The organism is Mesorhizobium sp. M0590 (genome assembly GCF_040320905.1).
Lineage (GTDB): Bacteria > Pseudomonadota > Alphaproteobacteria > Rhizobiales > Rhizobiaceae > Mesorhizobium.
Window position 1 is genome coordinate 1 of record NZ_JAMYQN010000037.1, and the last position, 20,957, is coordinate 20,957.

The following is a 20,957-nucleotide window of genomic DNA, read 5'->3' on the forward strand; positions in this document are numbered from 1 at the left end:
GCCGCAGCGCAAAGCGCTGCGGCAGGCCATCGACACAGGCATCGAGGCGATCACAAACCTCATCGATACCGTGCCGTTCACCGAAAAATTTGCGTGGCCTTATTACATTGGAGAGGAGCCGGACAGCGCTCCGACCCAATTCTCGCAGAGTACGACGTCGATGATCGCCGCTGCGATGCAGGGCGCCCACGGCCGGCCGCGCCAACGGGCTGCTCACGGATATCATTGGCACGCCTCGAGTAAGTTGCCCGAGCTGGACTCCAAATCAGAAAGGCACAAGCGGCTGAGGGCCGCCAAGAAGCTGCTCTTGGCCGATTGGCGGAGCCGCAAAGGATGCAACTCCTCGACCTACGGCAAGGACGATATTCTGACGCTCAGCTGGCATGCGGACCTGTTCGCGCATGACCGCAGCACCGAAGACCTCATCGCGGTACTGACAGCTCTCATCCTCAAGCGCTGCGAAAGCATTCTGGGGTCAGACGGCCACGCCGAGCCGAGCCGAGCTCTCAATGATGGCTTTAAGACGGGCGAGCGAATGAGTGGCTCAACCTTCTACATCCTGTTGCGCTTCGTACGCTGTTTGCGAACATTGCCCGCGCAAAGCGACGAGGGCAGTCAGGCGGTTCGCAAGAAATTGCTCAAAAAGGCCTTCGAGAGATTTCAGGAAGGCATCCGAGAGCATCTGTCCTATGGAGACGTCGGAGACAGTCGTTTTGACGCGTGTGAACTGGCATTCTGCCTTGAGGGTATGCTGCACACTCGACCTGAGACAGTCGACGAAGCCACCGCCGAGCGGGTTTTTAAGATTATCCACGCGGCGCAAGAGCGAACCGGCAGTTGGCGGCCGCAGACGCCTCTAACAACATCCCATCGCGGCGAAGTTCTCTATGCCATTGGGATTGAGACTGCGACCTCCCTTTTATGCAGCCTTTCCATTCTGGACGCTCGGTCACCGGGACGCCGGTCCAACGCCCTGGGAAACACGCATCTCGCAGTGATCCTCAAATACTGGGATTGGCTGAAAGGCCGGCGGCTGCCGTTGTCGCTGGCGATTGGAGAGGTCATGGGCTGGCGATCGGAGCGGCTCGGCGGATCCTACCTCCACATCTGGGAGAATAGCCAGATCCTGGAATTTTTGGTGATTTTCCGGGATTACCTTGACCAACACATATCGGGTGAGCTTCTGGAGCTATCCGAACTGGACGTGACGCTTCCGGTGGGCACCCCGCCTGCCTGGAATGACATCGTTACGAAATTCGAGCCCGCAGGCACTAATCCTGACTATCGGTTCTATGAGGACATCGGCAGGTGTTTCGTCGAGCCTCGGCTTACCCGCTCGGGTGAGCCCAACTGGTCGATGCTGCTCTACGGGCCTCCTGGAACCGGGAAAAGCACGACGGCGAAAAACCTCGCCGCAGCGTTGAACGTGCCCATGATCCGGGTGACGGTGAGCGACTTTCTCACCACCGGCGACGCCCACATGGAGCGGCGGGCAAAGCTGATCTTCGAGGTGCTCAGGCATCAAATGATGGCCGTGGTCCTGTTCGACGAGCTCGATCAATTCCTATTGGATCGGGACAGTGAGCTGTTTCGCGCCCAGCAGAGCGCTTTTCAGTTGCTGACGCCTGGGATGCTCACAAAGCTGGCTGACCTTCGGGAGGAAGAATCCGTCATCTTCATTCTGGCGACCAATTATGATGATCGCATCGACAGCGCAATAAAAAGGCCCGGCCGGGTGGACGTGTCCTATCTGTGTCTGCCGCCTGATTTCTCGAAACGCTGCGCCACGATTAAACGGGTGCTGAAAAAGCGGGAAATTACGGCTTCAGATGGGGAGATCCGCGCGGCTGCCCGTGTTGCGGTGTTTCTCGGACACACCAGTATCGAGCGTATAGCAAAGCAGACGGCGTCAGCCCTGGCTCTGGCGGAGCGGTACGACAAAGAGCCGAGGGACATTCAGTTCAACACCTTCTCCCAGCGCGCCGTGGCGCTCATCGACGCCGGCAAGGCTCCAGACGAACTCATTGGGCTCACCTGGATGGCGCTTGAAGCGATGCCGCCGAGGGGTGCCAGAGCGCCACGTTTCGTGGAACGGCTCGCATCGTTACTGACGGGGCTCGACGCGAGCCATCGGGATCGAGTGCGTGAGGGCGGAGAATTTTCAGCCGCGCAATTCGATGCCCTCGTCGCTTTGGGGAAGGTTGCCCAGCAGACAGCGAAGCCTAAGGACTAGGATTCGGACGGAAACTGAGGTGAAGCCTTACACAAATCCTTGCACATCGATGCTGGAAATGGCAAATATCACATTGTAAACAGGATGATGTGGGAAGGCTATTCGGTCTCCAAAACCGCAGGTCGTAGGTTCGAGCCCTGCTGCCCGTGCCATTCTTCGAATGGATACCTAAAAACGATTCTTTTGCAGTGCGGCCTTTGAAAATCGGCTTGTGACTTGCCATATGGCATAAGTTGCGGCATAAGGGCCGCATAGCCGGGACGGGACGACTGGATGGTTCCGAGGCGGCGTTTGGCCATAAAGCGGACACTTGCCACTTGCGTGGATCAAGAATCGGTTTTATGTAGACGAGACAGACACGCGACGCGTGGAGCTGGGAAGCCGGCTTTACGCGTCTGATTTGCATGGGCGAAATGATTGCGCTGATTCGGCGCGAACGCACGCTCAAGCGGCACGTCCCGGCCAGCGGGATCATCCAGGAGGCCCGGCCAACGGGTCTTGCAGACAGAGCGGCATATGGCTTCGAAAACCACAAATCCCTTCACCTTTCTCCAGCAGGTTCGCGCGGAGACCGCCAAGGTCACTTGGCCGTCGCGGCGCGAAACGATGATCTCGACGGTGATGGTCCTTGTGTTCGCGGTCATCGCGATGATCTTTTTCTTTACCGCAGACGTGGCCATGGGCTTTGCGGTCGAAAAAATCCTCGGCCTCGGACAGTAAGTCCGGCGATTACGGAGAAGTCTTGAAATGACCGCGCGGTGGTACATCGTCCACGCCTACTCGAACTTTGAAAAGAAGGTCGCCGAGGACATTGAGAACAAGGCCAAGCAGAAGGGCCTGTCCGCCGACATCGAGCAGATCGTGGTGCCGACCGAGAAGGTCGTCGAGATCCGCCGCGGCCGCAAGGTCGATGCCGAGCGCAAGTTCTTTCCGGGCTATGTGCTGCTGAAAGCCAATCTGACCGATGCCGTGTTCTCGCTCGTCAAGAACACGCCGAAGGTCACCGGTTTCCTGGGCGACTCCAAGCCGGTGCCGATCACCGAAGCCGAGGCCCAGCGTATCCTGAACCAGGTTCAGGAAGGCGTCGAGCGGCCGAAGCCGTCGGTGACGTTCGAGATCGGCGAAGCGATCCGCGTTTCGGATGGACCATTCGCGTCGTTCAACGGTTTCGTCCAGGAAGTGGACGAAGAGCGGGCGCGGCTCAAGGTGGAAGTTTCGATCTTCGGGCGCGCTGTGCCGGTCGATCTGGAATTCGGACAGGTCGAGAAGGGCTGATCCGAAATCCCTGCACCGGTTTCGGCGGCAGGGAAGGCGGCGCGGAGATCGCGCGGCCAAAAACGGGTGGGAGGCGAATGCGGCTTTAGCCGGCCGCACGGACCGCACCACCAGACTGCAACCGCCGGCAAGACCGGCATGAGAAAAGGCAGGAAGAGAGATGGCTAAGAAAATTGCAGGCCAGCTCAAGCTCCAGGTTTCCGCGGGATCGGCCACGCCGTCGCCCCCGATCGGCCCGGCGCTTGGTCAGCGTGGCATCAACATCATGGAGTTCTGCAAGGCGTTCAACGCGCAGACCCAGGAAATGGAAAAGGGCTCGCCGGTTCCGGTCGTCATCACCTACTACCAGGACAAGTCGTTCACCTTCGTCATGAAGACGCCGCCGGTGAGCTACTTCCTGAAGAAGGCTGCGAACCTGAAGTCGGGCTCGAAGGAGCCGGGCAAGGTCAAGGCCGGCACGATCGGCCGCGACAAGGTGCGCGCCATCGCCGAGCAGAAGATGAAGGATCTGAACGCAAACGACGTCGAGGCGGCCATGCGCATGGTCGAGGGCTCCGCCCGCTCGATGGGTCTGGAAGTGGTGGGCTGAGATCATGGCAAAGATTGCAAAGCGTGTATCGAAGACCCGCGAAGGCATCGATCCCAACAAGGCTTATGCTTTGGGTGAGGCGCTGAAGCTGCTCAAGGATCGCTCCTCGGTGAAGTTCGACGAGACGATCGAAGTCGCGATGAACCTCGGCGTCGACCCGCGCCATGCCGACCAGATGGTCCGCGGCGTGGTCAATCTGCCGAACGGCACCGGCCGCAGCGTTCGCGTCGCCGTCTTCGCGCGTGGCGACAAGGCCGAGGAGGCCAAGGCCGCCGGCGCCGACATCGTCGGAGCCGAGGATCTGGTCGACATCGTCCAGAAGGGCACGATCGACTTCGACCGCTGCATCGCCACGCCGGACATGATGCCGCTGGTCGGCCGTCTCGGCAAGGTGCTCGGTCCGCGCGGCATGATGCCGAACCCGAAGGTCGGCACCGTAACCACCGACGTTACCGCCGCCGTCAAGGCATCGAAGGGCGGCGCCGTCGAGTTCCGCGTCGAGAAGGCCGGCATCGTTCACGCCGGCGTCGGCAAGGTCTCGTTCGACGTCAAGGCGCTGGAAGAAAACGTCCGCGCCTTCGCTGATGCGGTGACCAGGGCAAAGCCGGCTGGTGCCAAGGGCAACTACGTCAAGAAGGTGTCGGTCACCTCGACGATGGGCCCGGGCCTCAAGCTCGACGTCTCGACGCTCGCTGCGTCCTGATACGAAACAATTGGATCGGCCGCTAAAACGCTGATCCGTGAAAGAATTCCGGGCCTCCGACCTGTCGGCGGCCCGGTACCGGAAGTCGAAAGGCTTCCGGACATCCTGTCCGAGATTGCAGGCGGCCCCCAAGCCTTAGGTGATGTGGGCCTTAATTCATGTGGGCCTGCATGAGACGGGTGAAGACCGGACAAAGGAGCCGCAAGCTCCAATGAAAGGTTCGAACCGTGTTTGCCTTTTGTCTGCGCACCGTCCGGCTTGCCGGCAGGTGTGGCGAAAGGGGGCAGGATCCTCGAGCGTCGTTCGGGAGATCCGTTACTGGATGGCCCGGCCGGCAAAAGGCAACCCGACGCCTGTCCTTCGTAGAGGGCAGGGGTCAACTGGAGATAGGCAGTGGACAGAGCGGAAAAACGCGAACTCGTCACGGGCCTGAATGATGCGTTTTCAAGCGCTGGTTCAGTCGTCGTGGCCCACTACGCCGGTATCACCGTCGCGCAAATGAACGACCTTCGGTCGAAAATGCGCGCCGCCGGTGGCACCGTCAAAGTCGCGAAGAACCGTCTCGCCAAAATCGCTCTTCAGGGCACGGACTCCGCATCGATCATCGAGCTGTTCAAGGGACAGACGCTGATCGCCTATTCGGAGGATCCGATTGCGGCGCCGAAGGTCGCGTCCGATTTCGCCAAGGGAAATGACAAGCTCGTCATTCTCGGCGGCGCAATGGGTACCACCTCGCTCAATGCCGACGGTGTGAAGGCACTCGCCACACTTCCGTCGCTCGATGAGCTGCGCGCCAGGCTGGTTGGCATGATCGCCACGCCGGCAACCCGGATCGCCCAGATCGTCAATGCGCCTGCGGCTTCGGTCGCGCGCGTCATCGGCGCTTACGCCCGGAAGGACGAGGCGGCATGAGGCCGTTCCTCGCTATCACAAACACACGTTCGAACCTTATGAAGGAACATTGCAATGGCTGATCTGGCAAAGATCGTAGACGACCTTTCGAAGCTGACCGTCCTCGAGGCGGCCGAGCTGTCGAAGCTTCTTGAAGAAAAGTGGGGCGTTTCCGCCGCTGCTCCGGTGGCGGTTGCCGCTGCCGGCGGCGCTGCGGCCGCTGCTGCTCCGGTCGAGGAAAAGACGGAATTCGACGTCGTCCTCACCGAGGCAGGCGCTCAGAAGATCAACGTCATCAAGGAAGTTCGCGCCATCACCGGTCTTGGCCTCAAGGAAGCCAAGGACCTGGTCGAGGCGGCTCCGACGCGGGTCAAGTACGCCGTTTCCACGCCCGACGCGTAAAAGTTCACGGCCCAGCTGGACGCAGCCGGGGCCATGGTCTAACTGAATTATGCGTTTAGAACCGGCGGAGGGCGGCGCGCGGCCCGCCACTCCTTTCGCGTCGAAGGGAGGCTGCGTAACGCGAAGAGTGCGAAAACCTCTTTCCTGAGGGCCGCAAACCGGCCTTCAGGAAACGGGTTTTCTCCCGTTTCTGGCCCGCCGCCAAATTGGTGGTGGGTGAAAAGACAAGAAGCCGCCGACAGGCGGCGGGCAACAAGACAGGGCCGCCGAGGTGGCCCGAGATGCAAGGCGAGCCGCGGCGAGGCTCGTCCCGAGAATTGAGCTAAGGAGCGACGATGGCCCAGACCCAGACTTTCAATGGCCGCAGACGCGTACGCAAGTTTTTCGGAAAGATCCCGGAAGTTGCGGAGATGCCGAACCTGATCGAGGTTCAGAAGGCATCCTATGACCAGTTCCTGATGGTGGAGGAGCCCAAGGGCGGGCGTCCTGACGAGGGGCTGCAGGCAGTTTTCAAGTCGGTCTTCCCGATTTCCGATTTTTCCGGCTCCTCGATGCTGGAATTCGTGAAGTACGAGTTCGAGGGACCGAAATTCGACGTTGACGAATGCCGTCAGCGCGACCTGACCTACGCGGCGCCGCTCAAGGTGACGCTGCGCCTCATCGTGTTCGATATCGACGAGGATACCGGCGCGAAGTCGATCAAGGACATCAAGGAGCAGGACGTCTACATGGGCGACATGCCGCTCATGACCTTGAACGGCACCTTCATCGTCAACGGCACCGAGCGCGTCATCGTCTCGCAGATGCACCGTTCGCCGGGCGTCTTCTTCGACCATGACAAGGGCAAGTCGCACTCGTCCGGCAAGCTTCTGTTTGCCGCGCGCGTCATTCCCTATCGCGGCTCGTGGCTCGACATCGAGTTCGATAGCAAGGACGTCGTGCATGCCCGCATCGATCGCCGCCGCAAGATTCCGGTGACGTCGCTGCTGATGGCGCTCGGCATGGACGGCGAAGAGATCCTGTCGACCTTCTACAACAAGATCACCTACAAGCGCGCCGGCGACCATTGGCGCATCCCGTTCAACGTCGAGCGTTTCCGCGGCCTCAAGGCCGTTGGTGACCTTGTCGACGCCGACACCGGCGAAGTCGTCGTCGAGGCCGGCAAGAAGATCACCGCCCGCCAGGCCAGGGCGCTTGGTGAAAAGGGTCTCAAGGCGATCAAGGCGACCGATGAGGATCTGCTCGGCAACTACCTTGCCGAGGATATTGTCAACTACGCGACCGGCGAGATCTTCCTCGAAGCCGGTGACGAGATCGACGAAAAGACGCTGAAAGTGCTGCTTGGCACCGGTGACGATGAGATCAAGGTCCTCGACATCGACCACGTCAACGTCGGCGCCTACATCCGCAACACGCTCAACGTCGACAAGAACGAGAGCCGCCAGGACGCGCTGTTCGACATCTACCGCGTCATGCGCCCCGGCGAGCCGCCGACGCTGGAAACCGCTGAAGCCATGTTCAATTCGCTGTTCTTCGACAGCGAGCGCTATGATCTGTCGGCCGTTGGCCGCGTCAAGATGAACATGCGCCTCGAGCTCAAGGCCGAGGATACCGTGCGCGTGCTGCGCAAGGACGACATCCTGGCCGTGGTCAAGACGCTGGTCGAACTGCGCGACGGCAAGGGCGAGATCGACGACATCGACAATCTCGGCAACCGCCGTGTGCGCTCGGTCGGCGAGCTGATGGAGAACCAGTACCGCGTCGGCCTGCTGCGCATGGAGCGCGCGATCAAGGAACGCATGTCCTCGATCGAGATCGACACGGTGATGCCGCAGGACCTGATCAACGCCAAGCCGGCGGCTGCCGCCGTGCGCGAGTTCTTCGGTTCCTCGCAGCTGTCGCAGTTTATGGATCAGACCAACCCGCTTTCGGAGATCACCCACAAGCGCCGTCTTTCGGCGCTTGGACCGGGCGGTCTGACCCGCGAGCGTGCCGGTTTCGAAGTGCGCGACGTGCACCCGACGCATTACGGCCGCATCTGCCCGATCGAGACGCCGGAAGGCCCGAACATCGGCCTGATCAACTCGCTTGCGACCTTCGCGCGCGTCAACAAATACGGCTTCATCGAGAGCCCGTACCGCAAGATCGTCAACGGCAAGCTGACCAATGAGGTCGTTTACCTCTCGGCTATGGAAGAGGCCAAGCACCACGTCGCGCAGGCCAATGCCGAGCTCGACAAGAATGGTCATTTCGTCGACGAATTCGTCATTTGCCGCAACGCCGGCGAAGTGATGATGGCGCCGCGCGAAAACGTCGATCTGATGGACGTGTCGCCGAAGCAGATGGTGTCGGTGGCCGCGGCCCTGATCCCGTTCCTGGAGAACGATGACGCCAACCGTGCGCTGATGGGCTCGAACATGCAGCGTCAGGCCGTGCCGCTGGTGCGCGCCGAAGCGCCGTTCGTCGGCACCGGCATGGAGCCGATCGTCGCCCGTGACTCGGGCGCCGCCATCGGCGCCCGCCGCGGCGGCATCGTCGACCAGGTGGACGCGACGCGTATCGTCATCCGCGCCACGGAAGATCTCGATCCCGGCAAGTCCGGCGTCGACATCTACCGGCTGATGAAGTTCCAGCGTTCGAACCAGAACACCTGCATCAACCAGCGTCCGCTGGTGCGCATGGGCGACCGGGTCAACAAGGGCGACATCATCGCCGACGGCCCGTCGACCGAGCTCGGCGATCTGGCCCTCGGCCGTAACGTGCTGGTCGCGTTCATGCCGTGGAACGGCTACAACTACGAGGATTCCATCCTCCTGTCCGAGCGCATCGTCGCCGACGACGTCTTCACCTCGATCCACATCGAGGAGTTCGAAGTCATGGCCCGCGACACCAAGCTGGGGCCGGAGGAGATCACGCGCGACATTCCCAACGTCTCGGAAGAAGCGCTGAAGAACCTCGATGAGGCCGGCATCGTCTACATCGGTGCGGAAGTGCAGCCGGGCGACATCCTGGTCGGCAAGATCACGCCGAAGGGCGAAAGCCCGATGACGCCGGAAGAAAAGCTGCTGCGCGCCATCTTCGGTGAAAAGGCCTCGGACGTGCGCGACACCTCGATGCGCATGCCTCCGGGAACCTTCGGCACCGTCGTCGAAGTGCGTGTCTTCAACCGCCACGGCGTCGAGAAGGACGAGCGCGCCATGGCGATCGAGCGCGAGGAGATCGAACGCCTCGCCAAGGACCGCGACGACGAGCAGGCGATCCTCGACCGCAACGTCTATTCGCGTCTTTCCGACGTTCTCGTCGGCAAGGAAGCGATTGCCGGGCCGAAGGGCTTCAAGAAGGGCTCGAAGCTGTCGAAGGACACGCTCGACGAGTATCCGCGTTCGCAGTGGTGGCAGTTTGCCGTGGAGAACGAAAAGCTCCAGAGCGAACTGGAAGCCCTGCGTGGCCAGTACGACGATTCCAAGAAGGCGCTCGAGCAGCGCTTCATGGACAAGGTCGAGAAGGTGCAGCGCGGCGACGAGATGCCTCCGGGCGTCATGAAGATGGTCAAGGTCTTCGTGGCCGTGAAGCGCAAAATGCAGCCCGGCGACAAGATGGCCGGCCGGCACGGCAACAAGGGTGTCGTGTCGCGGATCGTTCCGGTCGAGGACATGCCTTTCCTCGAGGACGGCACGCATGCCGATATCGTGCTTAACCCGCTGGGTGTGCCGTCGCGCATGAATGTCGGCCAGATCCTGGAAACGCATCTGGGCTGGGCTTGCGCCGGAATGGGCAGGAAAATCGGCGATCTGATCGACGCGTACAAGACGGCGGGCGACATCAAGCCGCTGCGCAAGACGCTCGAGAGCTTCATGCCTTCCAACGACCGCAACGAGCCGGTCCGCGAATATGACGACGAGAGCATCGTTCGCCTCAGCGAGCAGATGCGCCGCGGCGTCTCCATCGCGACACCGGTGTTCGACGGCGCGCACGAGGCCGACATCAACATCATGCTGGAGCAGGCGGGCCTGCACACCAGCGGTCAGTCGCAGCTCTATGACGGGCGCACCGGCGAGCCGTTCGATCGCAAAGTGACGATGGGCTACATATATATGCTCAAGCTTCACCACCTTGTGGACGACAAGATCCACGCGCGTTCGATCGGGCCGTACTCGCTCGTTACCCAGCAGCCGCTGGGCGGCAAGGCGCAGTTCGGTGGCCAGCGCTTCGGCGAGATGGAGGTCTGGGCGCTCGAAGCGTACGGCGCCGCCTACACGCTGCAGGAGATGCTGACGGTGAAGTCGGACGACGTCGCCGGCCGCACCAAGGTCTACGAGGCGATCGTCAGAGGCGACGACACCTTCGAGGCCGGCATTCCCGAGAGCTTCAACGTTCTCGTCAAGGAAATGCGGTCTCTCGGCCTCAATGTCGAGCTGGAGAACACCAAGCTCGACGACAACCCGATCCGGCTGCCCGACGCGGCCGAGTAGGCAAGACGCTCGGTCGCGAGAGAGGGCTCTCGCGACCGGGGCGCACCCAAATTCTTCGGCCGATGGCCGATCAAGTCGGCGGGCGTTTGGCCCGCGCTAGATGCAAGGGGTTTTCGAGGACCCCGAAAAGGAGAACGGCATGAACCAAGAGGTCATGAATCTCTTCAATCCCCAGGCGCCTGCGCAGGTGTTCGATTCCATCCGGATCTCGCTTGCCAGCCCTGAGAAGATTCTGTCCTGGTCGTTCGGCGAGATCAAGAAGCCGGAGACCATCAACTACCGCACCTTCAAGCCGGAGCGTGACGGCCTGTTCTGCGCGCGCATTTTTGGCCCGATCAAGGACTATGAGTGCCTGTGCGGCAAGTACAAGCGCATGAAATACAAGGGCGTCATCTGCGAGAAGTGCGGCGTCGAAGTCACGCTGTCGCGCGTCCGCCGCGAGCGCATGGGCCATATCGAGCTGGCGGCGCCGGTCGCCCACATCTGGTTCCTGAAGTCGCTGCCGTCGCGCATCGGCACGCTGCTCGACATGACCCTGAAGGACATCGAGCGGGTCCTCTACTTCGAGAACTACATCGTTACCGAACCCGGCCTCACCGCGCTGAAGGAGCACCAGCTGCTCAGCGAGGAAGAGTACATGATGGCCGTCGACGAGTATGGCGAGGATTCGTTCACCGCCATGATCGGCGCCGAGGCGATCCACGACCTTCTGGCCGGCATGGACCTCGAGAAGATCGCCGGCGATCTGCGTTCTGAGCTGGCTTCGACCACCTCCGAGCTCAAGCAGAACAAGTACCTGAAGCGGCTCAAGGTCGTCGAGAACTTCATGGAATCCGGCAACCGTCCGGAATGGATGATCATGAAGGTGGTTCCGGTGATCCCGCCGGATCTGCGCCCGCTTGTCCCGCTGGACGGCGGCCGTTTCGCCACGTCGGATCTGAACGACCTCTATCGCCGCGTCATCAACCGCAACAACCGCTTGAAGCGGCTGATCGAGCTGCGCGCGCCCGGCATCATCGTGCGCAATGAAAAGCGCATGCTGCAGGAAGCCGTCGATGCGCTGTTCGACAACGGCCGCCGCGGCCGCGTCATCACCGGCGCCAACAAGCGTCCGCTGAAGTCGCTGTCCGACATGCTGAAGGGCAAGCAGGGCCGGTTCCGCCAGAACCTGCTCGGCAAGCGCGTCGACTATTCCGGCCGCTCGGTCATCGTCACCGGTCCGGAGCTCAAGCTCCACCAGTGCGGCCTGCCGAAGAAGATGGCGCTCGAACTGTTCAAGCCCTTCATCTACGCCCGTCTCGACGCCAAGGGCTACTCCTCGACCGTCAAGCAGGCGAAGAAGCTGGTCGAGAAGGAGCGTCCGGAGGTCTGGGATATCCTCGACGAGGTCATCCGCGAGCATCCGGTGCTGCTGAACCGCGCACCGACGCTGCACCGCCTCGGCATCCAGGCGTTCGAGCCGATCCTGATCGAAGGCAAGGCGATCCAGCTTCACCCGCTGGTCTGCACCGCCTTCAACGCCGATTTCGACGGCGACCAGATGGCGGTCCACGTGCCGCTGTCGCTGGAAGCGCAGCTCGAAGCCCGCGTGCTGATGATGTCGACTAACAACATCCTGCACCCGGCTTCCGGTGCGCCGATCATCGTGCCGTCGCAGGACATGGTTCTCGGTCTCTACTATCTCTCGATCGTCAATCAGAACGAGCCGGGCGAGGGCATGGTGTTTGCCGACATGGGCGAACTCCAGCACGCGCTCGAGACCAAGGCGGTGACGCTGCATGCCAAGATCAAGGGGCGCTTCCGCACGGTCGACGCCGACGGCAAGGTCGTGTCGAAGATCTACGACACCACGCCTGGCCGCATGATCATCGGCGAGCTGCTGCCGAAGAACCACAACGTGCCCTACGAGACCGCCAACCAGGAGATGACCAAGAAGAACATCTCCAAGATGATCGACACCGTCTACCGCCATTGCGGTCAGAAGGAGACGGTCATTTTCTGCGATCGCATCATGGCTCTCGGCTTCAGCCACGCCTGCCGTGCCGGCATTTCGTTCGGCAAGGACGACATGCTGATCCCGGACGCCAAGATCAAGCTGGTCTCCGACACCGAGGCTTTGGCCAAGGAATACGAGCAGCAGTACAATGACGGTCTGATCACCCAGGGCGAGAAGTACAACAAGGTCGTCGACGCCTGGGCCAAGTGCTCGGAAAAGGTCGCCGACGAAATGATGGCCCGCATCAAGGCGGTCGAGTTCGAGGACAACGGCCGTCAGAAGCCGATGAACTCGATTTACATGATGTCGCACTCCGGTGCGCGCGGCTCGCCCACCCAGATGCGCCAGCTCGCCGGCATGCGCGGCCTGATGGCCAAGCCTAGCGGTGAAATCATCGAGACGCCGATCATCTCGAACTTCAAGGAAGGCCTCACCGTGCTCGAGTACTTCAACTCGACCCACGGCGCCCGCAAGGGTCTGGCCGACACCGCCTTGAAGACGGCGAACTCGGGTTACCTGACGCGTCGTCTTGTCGACGTGGCACAGGACTGCATCGTCAACTCGCTCGACTGCGGCACCGACAAGGGCCTCACCATGCAGCCGATCGTCGATGCCGGTCAGGTCGTCGCTTCGGTTGGTCAGCGCGTTCTCGGCCGCACCTCGCTCGACGACATCACCCACCCGGTCACCGGCGAGGTTCTGGTCAAGGCCGGAACGCTGATGGACGAGCGTGACGTGGAACTGATCGAAAAGGCCGGCGTGCAGTCGGTTCGCATCCGTTCGGCGCTGACCTGCGAGGTCAGGGTCGGCGTCTGCGCGGTCTGCTACGGACGCGATCTGGCCCGCGGCACTCCCGTCAACCAGGGCGAGGCTGTCGGCGTCATCGCGGCGCAGTCGATCGGCGAGCCGGGCACCCAGCTCACCATGCGTACCTTCCACATGGGCGGCACGGCGCAGGTGGTGGATTCCTCGTTCCTTGAAGCCTCGTACGAGGGCAAGGTCGAGATCCGCAACCGCAACGTGGTGCGCAACTCCGACGGCCAGCTGATGGTCATGGGCCGCAACATGGCGGTGCTGATCCTCGACGAGGCCGGCAAGGAACGCGCCACGCACCGCGTCACCTACGGTTCGCGCATCTTCGTCGACGATGGCGACAAGGTGAAACGCGGCCAGCGTATCGCCGAGTGGGATCCTTATACCCGCCCGATCCTCACCGAAATCGAGGGCAGGGTAGCGTTCGAGGATCTGGTCGATGGCATTTCCGTTCAGGAAACCGCCGACGAATCGACCGGCATCACCAAGCGCGAGGTCATCGACTGGCGTTCGACGCCACGCGGCAACGACCTCAAGCCGGCGATCGTCGTCCAGGATGCCAAGGGCAAGGTCGGCAAGCTGTCGAAGGGCGGCGACGCCCGCTTCCTGCTCTCGGTCGAGGCCATTCTTTCGGTCGAGCCGGGCGCACAGGTTCGCCCCGGCGACGTGCTGGCGCGTATCCCGATGGAAAGCGCCAAGACCAAGGACATCACCGGCGGTCTGCCGCGTGTGGCCGAACTGTTCGAGGCACGCCGTCCGAAGGATCACGCCATCATCGCCGAGATCGATGGCACGATCCGCTTCGGCCGCGACTACAAGAACAAGCGCCGCATCATCATCGAGCCGCATGACTCGACGCTTGAGCCGGTCGAATACCTGATCCCGAAGGGCAAGCCGTTCCATCTCCAGGACGGCGACGTCATCGAGAAGGGCGACTACATCCTCGACGGTAATCCGGCGCCGCACGACATCCTGGCGATCAAGGGCGTGGAGGCGCTTGCCTCCTACCTCGTCAACGAAATCCAGGAGGTCTACCGACTGCAGGGCGTGTCGATCAACGACAAGCATATCGAGGTGATCGTTCGCCAGATGCTGCAGAAGGTCGAGATCACCACGCAGGGCGATTCGACCTACATTCCGGGCGACCACGTCGACGTGATCGAACTGGAAGAGGTCAATGAGCGCCTGGTCGAGGAAGGCAAGAAGCCGGCCGAAGGCCAGCCGGTGCTGCTCGGCATCACCAAGGCCTCGCTGCAGACGCCGTCCTTCATCTCGGCCGCCTCCTTCCAGGAGACGACGAGGGTGCTGACCGAAGCTGCGGTTGCCGGCAAGACCGACATGCTGCAGGGCCTGAAGGAAAACGTCATCGTCGGCCGGCTGATCCCGGCCGGTACCGGCGGTACGATGAGCCAGATCCGGCGCATCGCCACCTCGCGCGACGAGTTGATCATCGACGAGCGCCGCAAGGCGTCCGGCGTCGAGGTCGCCGAGCCGATGCTGACCGACATGGTTAACGCGGCGCAGTAAGCGCGCAAGCAAGGGAAGACAGAAAAGGGGCCTAAGTGGCCCCTTTTCGCATTTTGGTTCCTCAATCGGATCGGAGAGGAAACGATGAGCAGGAAGATTTGGGCTTCTGTCGACGACTACATTGTCGAAGCTCTTTTCGAGGCGGATCCCGCTCTTGATGCCGTTCTGGCGGCCAACCATGATCAGGGCCTGCCGCCTATCGACGTTTCCCCGGCACAAGGCAAGCTGCTCTCACTTCTTGCGCGAATGCAGGGAGCGAGGAAGGTACTCGAAATCGGCACGTTGGGCGGTTATTCGACAATCTGGATGGCGCGAGCATTGCCGATGGACGGCAAGGTCGTGACGCTCGAGCTTGATCCGCACCACGCCAGTGTCGCGCGGTCGAACTTTGAACGGGCAGGGGTGTCTGACCGTGTGGAACTGCGGGTCGGACCGGCGCTTCAATCGCTTGCGGCCTTAGGCGCCGAGAATGCCGGGCCGTTCGACTTCATCTTCATCGACGCCGACAAGCCGAACAACCCGCACTATCTGTCCTGGGCCATGCGTCTTTCGAGGCCGGGGACCGTCATCGTCTGCGACAATGTCATCCGTGACGGCGCGGTGGTGAATGAAGATGGTCGCGACGCCAATGTCGAAGGGGCACGCGCGGCGTTCTCGTTCATCGGCAGCGACAAACGTCTGGAAGGCACCGCGATCCAGACTGTTGGCGCCAAGGGCTATGACGGCTTTGCAATAGCGATCGTCAATTGATTTTGTGCGGTGCGCCGACCAGACCTGCGATCCGGCCGGCGCCCACTCGTCAATCGAAAAAAGCTTCCACCACATTGCGCTTGCCCAGCATGAAGGCGTCGGCGACGTGCTGCAGGGGCGCGAGATCGACGTCGGAGGTGCCGGCGCGCACGATCTCGGCGAAGCGCTTGTAGAGCATCGGATATTCGGCTTCCGGCTCCTCGTGAACGACGCGGCCATCGATGGCGAGCTTTGAGCCGCCGCCAGAAAGCACCATCGATCCGGCCTCGGTATCGGCCAGGATGTCCCAGCTTTGCGGGCCGGTCTGACGCCAATCGAGTTCCATCGTCAGCGGCAGACCGTTCGAAGTGCGGAAGGCGATATGGGCGGCGATCGGGGCCGCGCGGTTCTCGGGGAAATCGAGCTCTGCCGAGCTGATGAACATCGGCGGCAGGATGTGGGTAGCGATCGACAGCCCGTTGATGCCGGGATCGAAGACGCCAAAACCGCCGGGAGCCCAGATCCACTCCTGGTTCGGATGCCAGCGGCGCACGTCTTCCTTCCAGTTGATAGCGGCCGACCTGATAGTTGTCGATCCAAGGAATGCGCGCGCAGCTTCGACAGCTGGCGCATAGCGCGAGTGCCAGCTGGCGAACAGGCAGACGCCGTTCGCTGTCGCCAGCGTCTTCAGGTCTTCGACCTCGCTGACCGTGGCGCCGGGCGGCTTTTCCAGGAAGACATGCTTTTTCGCCGTGAGCGCCAAGCGCGCGGCGTCGTAACGAAACTGCGGCGGCATGCACAGCGACACCGCCTCGAGCTCCGGCACCGAGTCGAGCATCGCCTCGATCGTCGGGAAATTCGGGATGTCTTCGACTTTGCCATGCCGGCTCGCTGCGGCGACTAGGCGATAATCCTGGTCCTTCGCCAGCGCCGGCAGATGCTGGTCGCGGACGATCTTCCCCACGCCGACGATGCCGAGCTTGATGGGATTAGAGGACATGGGAGCTCCGCAGGTTGAGTATGCTTGGTTTTGCCAGAGGTCGCTTCTTAGCAGAGAACTTGTGCCGGGCAAGTCGCCGGGCTTGTGTCGCCGGCCTGCGAGATCGACCGCGATTCAGATCTCTTCAAATCTCTTCAAATCGGTACATCGAACGTCACGATCGACACTTCGCCTTCGAGCGCGCCCTGATAGGCGGACAGATGCGGCTCCTCGTCGGGCACGCCGTCCAGGTCGCCGATCTGGTCGAGCTCGGCCTCGGCATAACCTTCGGCGGCAAGCGATTCGAGAGCGCGGCGCACCGCCGAATCGTCGTCCGGCGCGACCAACATCACATGCACGCCTTCCGGCTTGCCGCCTTTGCGCTTCCACACCCGCCCGGTAATAATGGTGACCGGGCGCTCCTCATTGTCATTCACGGGTTCGTACCTCCGGGCGAGGGGGTTTGGGCTGCTCATGCCGCCTTTTCGCACGAAGCACGGCCTGGAAACAGCGGCAAGCCGGTCACTTTCTGCCTTCCTCTTGAAAAAGGCGCAAGAAAATTACATGCGCTTTTCGCATGGCTGCCACGCCTCGGGTTCAGCGCAATATTTGCCGCTCCGGGGTTGACGGACAGTGGCCATACGAGTAGAAGCCGCCCAGTCAGAACCGATGTGAGGCTCTTGCTTCCGAAGCGACACGCTTTGGAGTTTGCCTCAAACAGGGTTCGTTTTACGAGCGAAAAGACATTTCCGGCGTGCATGAAGCGGCTTCCGCTTCCTCTGCCATTTGTTCGGGCAAGACCGCGAGGCGCGGTTTGTGGCCCGAATTTGCGTATGGAAATGACGCTTTGAGCGGCCCTGACCGGGCGAGATACGGAATTGAGAGACAAGAGGGTTTAATGCCTACCGTCAACCAGCTGATCCGCAAGCCGCGCATTGCGCCGGTGAAGCGCAACAAGGTCCCGGCCATGCAGCAGAACCCGCAGAAGCGGGGCGTCTGCACGCGCGTCTACACCACGACGCCGAAGAAGCCGAACTCGGCGCTGCGCAAGGTGGCCAAGATCCGCCTGACCAATGGTTTTGAAGTGATCGGTTACATCCCCGGCGAAGGCCACAACCTTCAGGAGCACTCGGTGGTGATGATCCGCGGCGGTCGCGTCAAGGATCTTCCGGGCGTCCGTTACCACATCATCCGCGGCGTGCTCGACACGCAAGGCGTGAAGAACCGCAAGCAGCGCCGTTCGAAATACGGCGCCAAGCGTCCGAAGTGACCGAAGCGTAGCCAAGGTCGTTCCGGGCGGCGTCAAGCGACGATCCGGGATCCAGGCCACCGCGTAGAATTGAGGCAGAGAAAAAATGTCCCGTCGTCACAGTGCAGAAAAGCGTGAGATCAATCCGGACCCGAAGTTCGGCGATCTGATCGTCACCAAGTTCATGAACGCCGTCATGTATGACGGCAAGAAGTCGGTTGCCGAGACCATCGTCTACGGCGCGCTCGACCAGGTTCAGTCCAAGACCAAGCAGGAGCCGGTCACCGTCTTCCATCAGGCGCTCGACAATGTCGCGCCGCATGTGGAAGTGCGTTCGCGCCGCGTCGGCGGCGCCACCTACCAGGTTCCGGTCGACGTGCGCCCCGAGCGCCGTCAGGCATTGGCCATCCGCTGGCTGATCGCCGCCGCCCGCAACCGCAACGAGACCACTATGGTCGACCGCCTCTCCGGCGAGCTGATGGATGCGGCCAACAACCGCGGCACCGCCGTCAAGAAGCGTGAAGACACCCACAAGATGGCAGAAGCCAACCGCGCTTTCGCGCACTACCGCTGGTAAAGCGCGAACGAGACTGAAGAGGCACCTCCCATGGCCCGCGAATATAAAATCGAAGACTACCGCAATTTCGGTATCATGGCGCATATCGACGCCGGCAAGACGACGACCACCGAGCGCGTCCTCTATTACACGGGCAAGTCGCACAAGATCGGGGAAGTCCACGACGGCGCTGCCACCATGGATTGGATGGAGCAGGAGCAGGAGCGCGGCATTACCATCACGTCCGCCGCGACCACGACCTTCTGGAAGGGTCGCGACGGCAAGATGCACCGCTTCAACATCATCGACACCCCCGGCCACGTCGACTTCACCATTGAGGTCGAGCGTTCGCTGCGCGTGCTTGACGGCGCCATCGCGCTGCTCGACGCCAATGCCGGTGTCGAGCCGCAGACGGAAACCGTCTGGCGTCAGGCTGACAAGTACCGCGTGCCGCGCATGATCTTCTGCAACAAGATGGACAAGATCGGCGCCGACTTTTACCGCTCGGTCGAGATGATCGGTTCGCGCCTAGGTGCGCATGCCGTCGTCATGCAGCTGCCGATCGGCGCCGAGACCGAGTTCAAGGGTGTCGTCGACCTCGTCGAGATGAACGCGCTGGTCTGGCGCGACGAGACGCTGGGCGCTGCCTGGGACATCGTCGAGATCCCTGCCGACCTCAAGGCTCGTGCCGAAGAATACCGCGAGAAGATGATCGAGGCCGCCGTCGAAATGGACGAGACGGCGCTCGAGAATTACCTCGAAGGCAAGATGCCGAGCAACGACGAGATCCGTGCGCTCATCCGCAAGGGCACGATCGCGGTGAAGTTCTATCCGATGTTCTGCGGCTCGGCCTTCAAGAACAAGGGCGTGCAGCCGCTGCTCGACGCCGTCGTCGAATATCTGCCGTCGCCGGCCGATGTCCCGGCCATCAAGGGCGTCGACGCCAAGACCGACGCCGAGATCGAGCGTCATGCAGACGACAACGAGCCGCTGTCGATGCTTGCCTTCAAGATCATGAACGACCCGTTCGTCGGTTCGCTCACCTTTGCCCGCATCTATTCGGGCAAGCTCACCAAGGGCATCTCGGTCGACAACACCGTGAAGGGCAAGAAAGAGCGCATCGGCCGCATGTTGCAGATGCATGCGAATTCGCGCGCCGACGTGGAAGAGGCGTTTGCCGGCGACATCGTCGCCCTCGCTGGTCTCAAGGACACCACCACCGGCGACACGCTCAGTGATCCGCTGCATCCGGTCATCCTCGAGCGCATGGAATTCCCCGATCCGGTCATCCAGATCGCCATCGAGCCGAAGACCAAGAACGACCAGGAAAAGATGGGTCTCGCCCTTCACCGCCTGGCCGCCGAGGATCCGTCCTTCCGCGTCAAGACCGACGAGGAATCGGGCCAGACGATCATTTCCGGCATGGGCGAGCTTCACCTCGACATCATCGTCGACCGCATGCGCCGCGAGTTCAAGGTCGAGGCCAATGTCGGCGCGCCGCAGGTGGCCTACCGCGAGACGATCACCCGCAAGCACGAGCAGGACTACACGCACAAGAAGCAGACCGGCGGTACCGGCCAGTTCGCCCGCGTCAAGATACTGTTCGAGCCGAATCCGGAAAGCAGCGAATTCGAGTTCGAAACCAAGATCGTCGGCGGCGCTGTGCCGAAGGAATACATCCCCGGTGTCGAAAAGGGCATCAACAGCGTCATGACCTCGGGCCCGTTCGCCGGCTTCCCGATGATCGGCGTCAAGGCGACGCTGATCGATGGCGCCTACCACGACGTGGACTCGTCGGTTCTGGCCTTCGAAATCGCCGGCCGCGCCTGCTTCCGTGAAGCAGCCCCCAAGCTTGGCGTGCAGTTGCTCGAGCCGATCATGAAGGTCGAAGTGGTGACGCCGGAAGATTACGTCGGCAGCGTTATCGGCGACCTGAACGGCCGTCGCGGCCAGATACAGGGCCAGGAAGCCCGTGGCGTGGCTGTGGTCATCAACGCGATGGTGCCGCTCGCCAACATGTTCAAATACGTGGACAACCTTCGCTCGATGAGCCAGGGCCGCGCAGCCTACACGATGCAGTTCGACCACTACGAGCCGGTCCCGACCGCGGTCGCCCAGGAAGTCCAGAAGAAATACGCGTAACTCGAAACGAGTTGCATCAGTAACTTAATTCAAGGCCCGCACGGGCTGGCAGGAATGGAGAGATCACATGGCAAAAGGTAAATTCGAGCGCACTAAGCCTCATGTGAACATTGGCACGATTGGTCACGTCGATCATGGCAAGACGTCGCTGACGGCGGCGATCACCAAGTATTTTGGCGAATACAAGCGCTACGACCAGATCGATGCGGCGCCCGAAGAGAAGGCGCGCGGCATCACCATTTCGACGGCGCACGTCGAATACGAAACCGCCAACCGCCACTATGCCCATGTCGACTGCCCCGGCCACGCCGACTATGTGAAGAACATGATCACCGGTGCTGCGCAGATGGACGGCGCGATCCTGGTGGTGTCGGCCGCCGACGGCCCGATGCCGCAGACGC

Annotated in this window: 16 protein-coding genes; 14 read left to right on the forward strand and 2 right to left on the reverse strand. The window is 61.7% G+C overall.

What is annotated here, in order from left to right:
- The 10 genes from NKI52_RS31280 to NKI52_RS31325 all read left to right on the forward strand — a co-directional run.
- Positions 1-2,233 (forward strand): AAA family ATPase (locus NKI52_RS31280; protein WP_352700727.1); only part of this gene is annotated, 2,233 nt, incomplete at its 5' end.
- A gap of 516 nt (positions 2,234-2,749) precedes the next feature.
- Positions 2,750-2,953: a preprotein translocase subunit SecE gene (secE, locus tag NKI52_RS31285; protein WP_023680439.1), complete on the forward strand. Its 204-nt coding sequence runs from the start codon at positions 2,750-2,752 to the stop codon at positions 2,951-2,953.
- Positions 2,954-2,980: 27 nt separating this feature from the next.
- A complete protein-coding gene (nusG, locus tag NKI52_RS31290) occupies positions 2,981-3,508 on the forward strand; it encodes a transcription termination/antitermination protein NusG (RefSeq protein WP_006333333.1) in 528 nt (175 codons plus the stop codon).
- A gap of 160 nt (positions 3,509-3,668) precedes the next feature.
- A complete protein-coding gene (gene rplK / locus NKI52_RS31295; RefSeq protein WP_023680440.1) occupies positions 3,669-4,097 on the forward strand; it encodes a 50S ribosomal protein L11 in 429 nt (142 codons plus the stop codon).
- Between the two features lie 4 nt (positions 4,098-4,101).
- Positions 4,102-4,800, forward strand: a complete 699-nt coding sequence (rplA, locus tag NKI52_RS31300) for a 50S ribosomal protein L1 (RefSeq protein ID WP_023680441.1) — start codon at positions 4,102-4,104, stop codon at positions 4,798-4,800.
- Positions 4,801-5,193: 393 nt separating this feature from the next.
- On the forward strand, positions 5,194-5,712 hold the full coding sequence (gene rplJ / locus NKI52_RS31305; RefSeq protein WP_008875657.1) for a 50S ribosomal protein L10: 519 nt from the start codon (positions 5,194-5,196) through the stop codon (positions 5,710-5,712).
- Between the two features lie 54 nt (positions 5,713-5,766).
- A complete protein-coding gene (gene rplL, locus NKI52_RS31310; RefSeq protein WP_352700728.1) occupies positions 5,767-6,093 on the forward strand; it encodes a 50S ribosomal protein L7/L12 in 327 nt (108 codons plus the stop codon).
- Positions 6,094-6,428: 335 nt separating this feature from the next.
- The gene (gene rpoB, locus NKI52_RS31315; RefSeq protein ID WP_023680443.1) at positions 6,429-10,565 is read left to right on the forward strand and encodes a DNA-directed RNA polymerase subunit beta; all 4,137 of its coding nucleotides are present in this window, start codon (positions 6,429-6,431) and stop codon (positions 10,563-10,565) included.
- 139 nt (positions 10,566-10,704) lie between these two features.
- Complete coding sequence (rpoC, locus tag NKI52_RS31320) at positions 10,705-14,901, forward strand: DNA-directed RNA polymerase subunit beta' (RefSeq protein ID WP_352700729.1); 4,197 nt, start codon at positions 10,705-10,707, stop codon at positions 14,899-14,901.
- 84 nt (positions 14,902-14,985) lie between these two features.
- Positions 14,986-15,651, forward strand: a complete 666-nt coding sequence (locus NKI52_RS31325) for an O-methyltransferase (protein ID WP_352474774.1) — start codon at positions 14,986-14,988, stop codon at positions 15,649-15,651.
- A gap of 49 nt (positions 15,652-15,700) precedes the next feature.
- Here NKI52_RS31325 and NKI52_RS31330 read toward each other — a convergent pair whose 3' ends face one another.
- Positions 15,701-16,630, reverse strand: coding sequence for a Gfo/Idh/MocA family protein (locus NKI52_RS31330; RefSeq protein WP_352700730.1), 930 nt, complete (start codon positions 16,628-16,630; stop codon positions 15,701-15,703).
- 134 nt (positions 16,631-16,764) lie between these two features.
- Positions 16,765-17,046: a transcriptional regulator gene (locus NKI52_RS31335; RefSeq protein ID WP_254817147.1), complete on the reverse strand. Its 282-nt coding sequence runs from the start codon at positions 17,044-17,046 to the stop codon at positions 16,765-16,767.
- Between the two features lie 461 nt (positions 17,047-17,507).
- Between NKI52_RS31335 and rpsL the strand changes: the two genes are divergently transcribed.
- From rpsL to NKI52_RS31355, 4 genes are all read left to right on the forward strand, one after another.
- The gene (gene rpsL / locus NKI52_RS31340; RefSeq protein WP_006333356.1) at positions 17,508-17,879 is read left to right on the forward strand and encodes a 30S ribosomal protein S12; all 372 of its coding nucleotides are present in this window, start codon (positions 17,508-17,510) and stop codon (positions 17,877-17,879) included.
- Positions 17,880-17,964: 85 nt separating this feature from the next.
- Positions 17,965-18,435 (forward strand): 30S ribosomal protein S7, encoded by a 471-nt coding sequence (rpsG, locus tag NKI52_RS31345; RefSeq protein ID WP_008875664.1) that lies wholly within the window; start codon positions 17,965-17,967, stop codon positions 18,433-18,435.
- A gap of 30 nt (positions 18,436-18,465) precedes the next feature.
- The gene (gene fusA, locus NKI52_RS31350) at positions 18,466-20,556 is read left to right on the forward strand and encodes an elongation factor G (protein ID WP_023680448.1); all 2,091 of its coding nucleotides are present in this window, start codon (positions 18,466-18,468) and stop codon (positions 20,554-20,556) included.
- A gap of 67 nt (positions 20,557-20,623) precedes the next feature.
- A partial coding sequence (locus NKI52_RS31355; protein WP_352700731.1) for a GTP-binding protein occupies positions 20,624-20,957 on the forward strand: 334 nt, incomplete at its 3' end.

Bases quoted from the DNA above. Each gene is read 5' to 3' on its own strand.
- rplK (WP_023680440.1), top strand. From the start codon at position 3,669: ATGGCTAAGAAAATTGCAGGCCAGCTCAAGCTCCAGGTTTCCGCGGGA.
- NKI52_RS31325 (WP_352474774.1), top strand. From the start codon at position 14,986: ATGAGCAGGAAGATTTGGGCTTCTGTCGACGACTACATTGTCGAAGCT.
- secE (WP_023680439.1), top strand. From the start codon at position 2,750: ATGGCTTCGAAAACCACAAATCCCTTCACCTTTCTCCAGCAGGTTCGC.
- rpsG (WP_008875664.1), top strand. From the start codon at position 17,965: ATGTCCCGTCGTCACAGTGCAGAAAAGCGTGAGATCAATCCGGACCCG.
- nusG (WP_006333333.1), top strand. From the start codon at position 2,981: ATGACCGCGCGGTGGTACATCGTCCACGCCTACTCGAACTTTGAAAAG.
- fusA (WP_023680448.1), top strand. From the start codon at position 18,466: ATGGCCCGCGAATATAAAATCGAAGACTACCGCAATTTCGGTATCATG.
- rplL (WP_352700728.1), top strand. From the start codon at position 5,767: ATGGCTGATCTGGCAAAGATCGTAGACGACCTTTCGAAGCTGACCGTC.
- rpoC (WP_352700729.1), top strand. From the start codon at position 10,705: ATGAACCAAGAGGTCATGAATCTCTTCAATCCCCAGGCGCCTGCGCAG.
- rplA (WP_023680441.1), top strand. From the start codon at position 4,102: ATGGCAAAGATTGCAAAGCGTGTATCGAAGACCCGCGAAGGCATCGAT.
- NKI52_RS31330 (WP_352700730.1), bottom strand. From the start codon at position 16,630: ATGTCCTCTAATCCCATCAAGCTCGGCATCGTCGGCGTGGGGAAGATC.
- rpoB (WP_023680443.1), top strand. From the start codon at position 6,429: ATGGCCCAGACCCAGACTTTCAATGGCCGCAGACGCGTACGCAAGTTT.
- rpsL (WP_006333356.1), top strand. From the start codon at position 17,508: ATGCCTACCGTCAACCAGCTGATCCGCAAGCCGCGCATTGCGCCGGTG.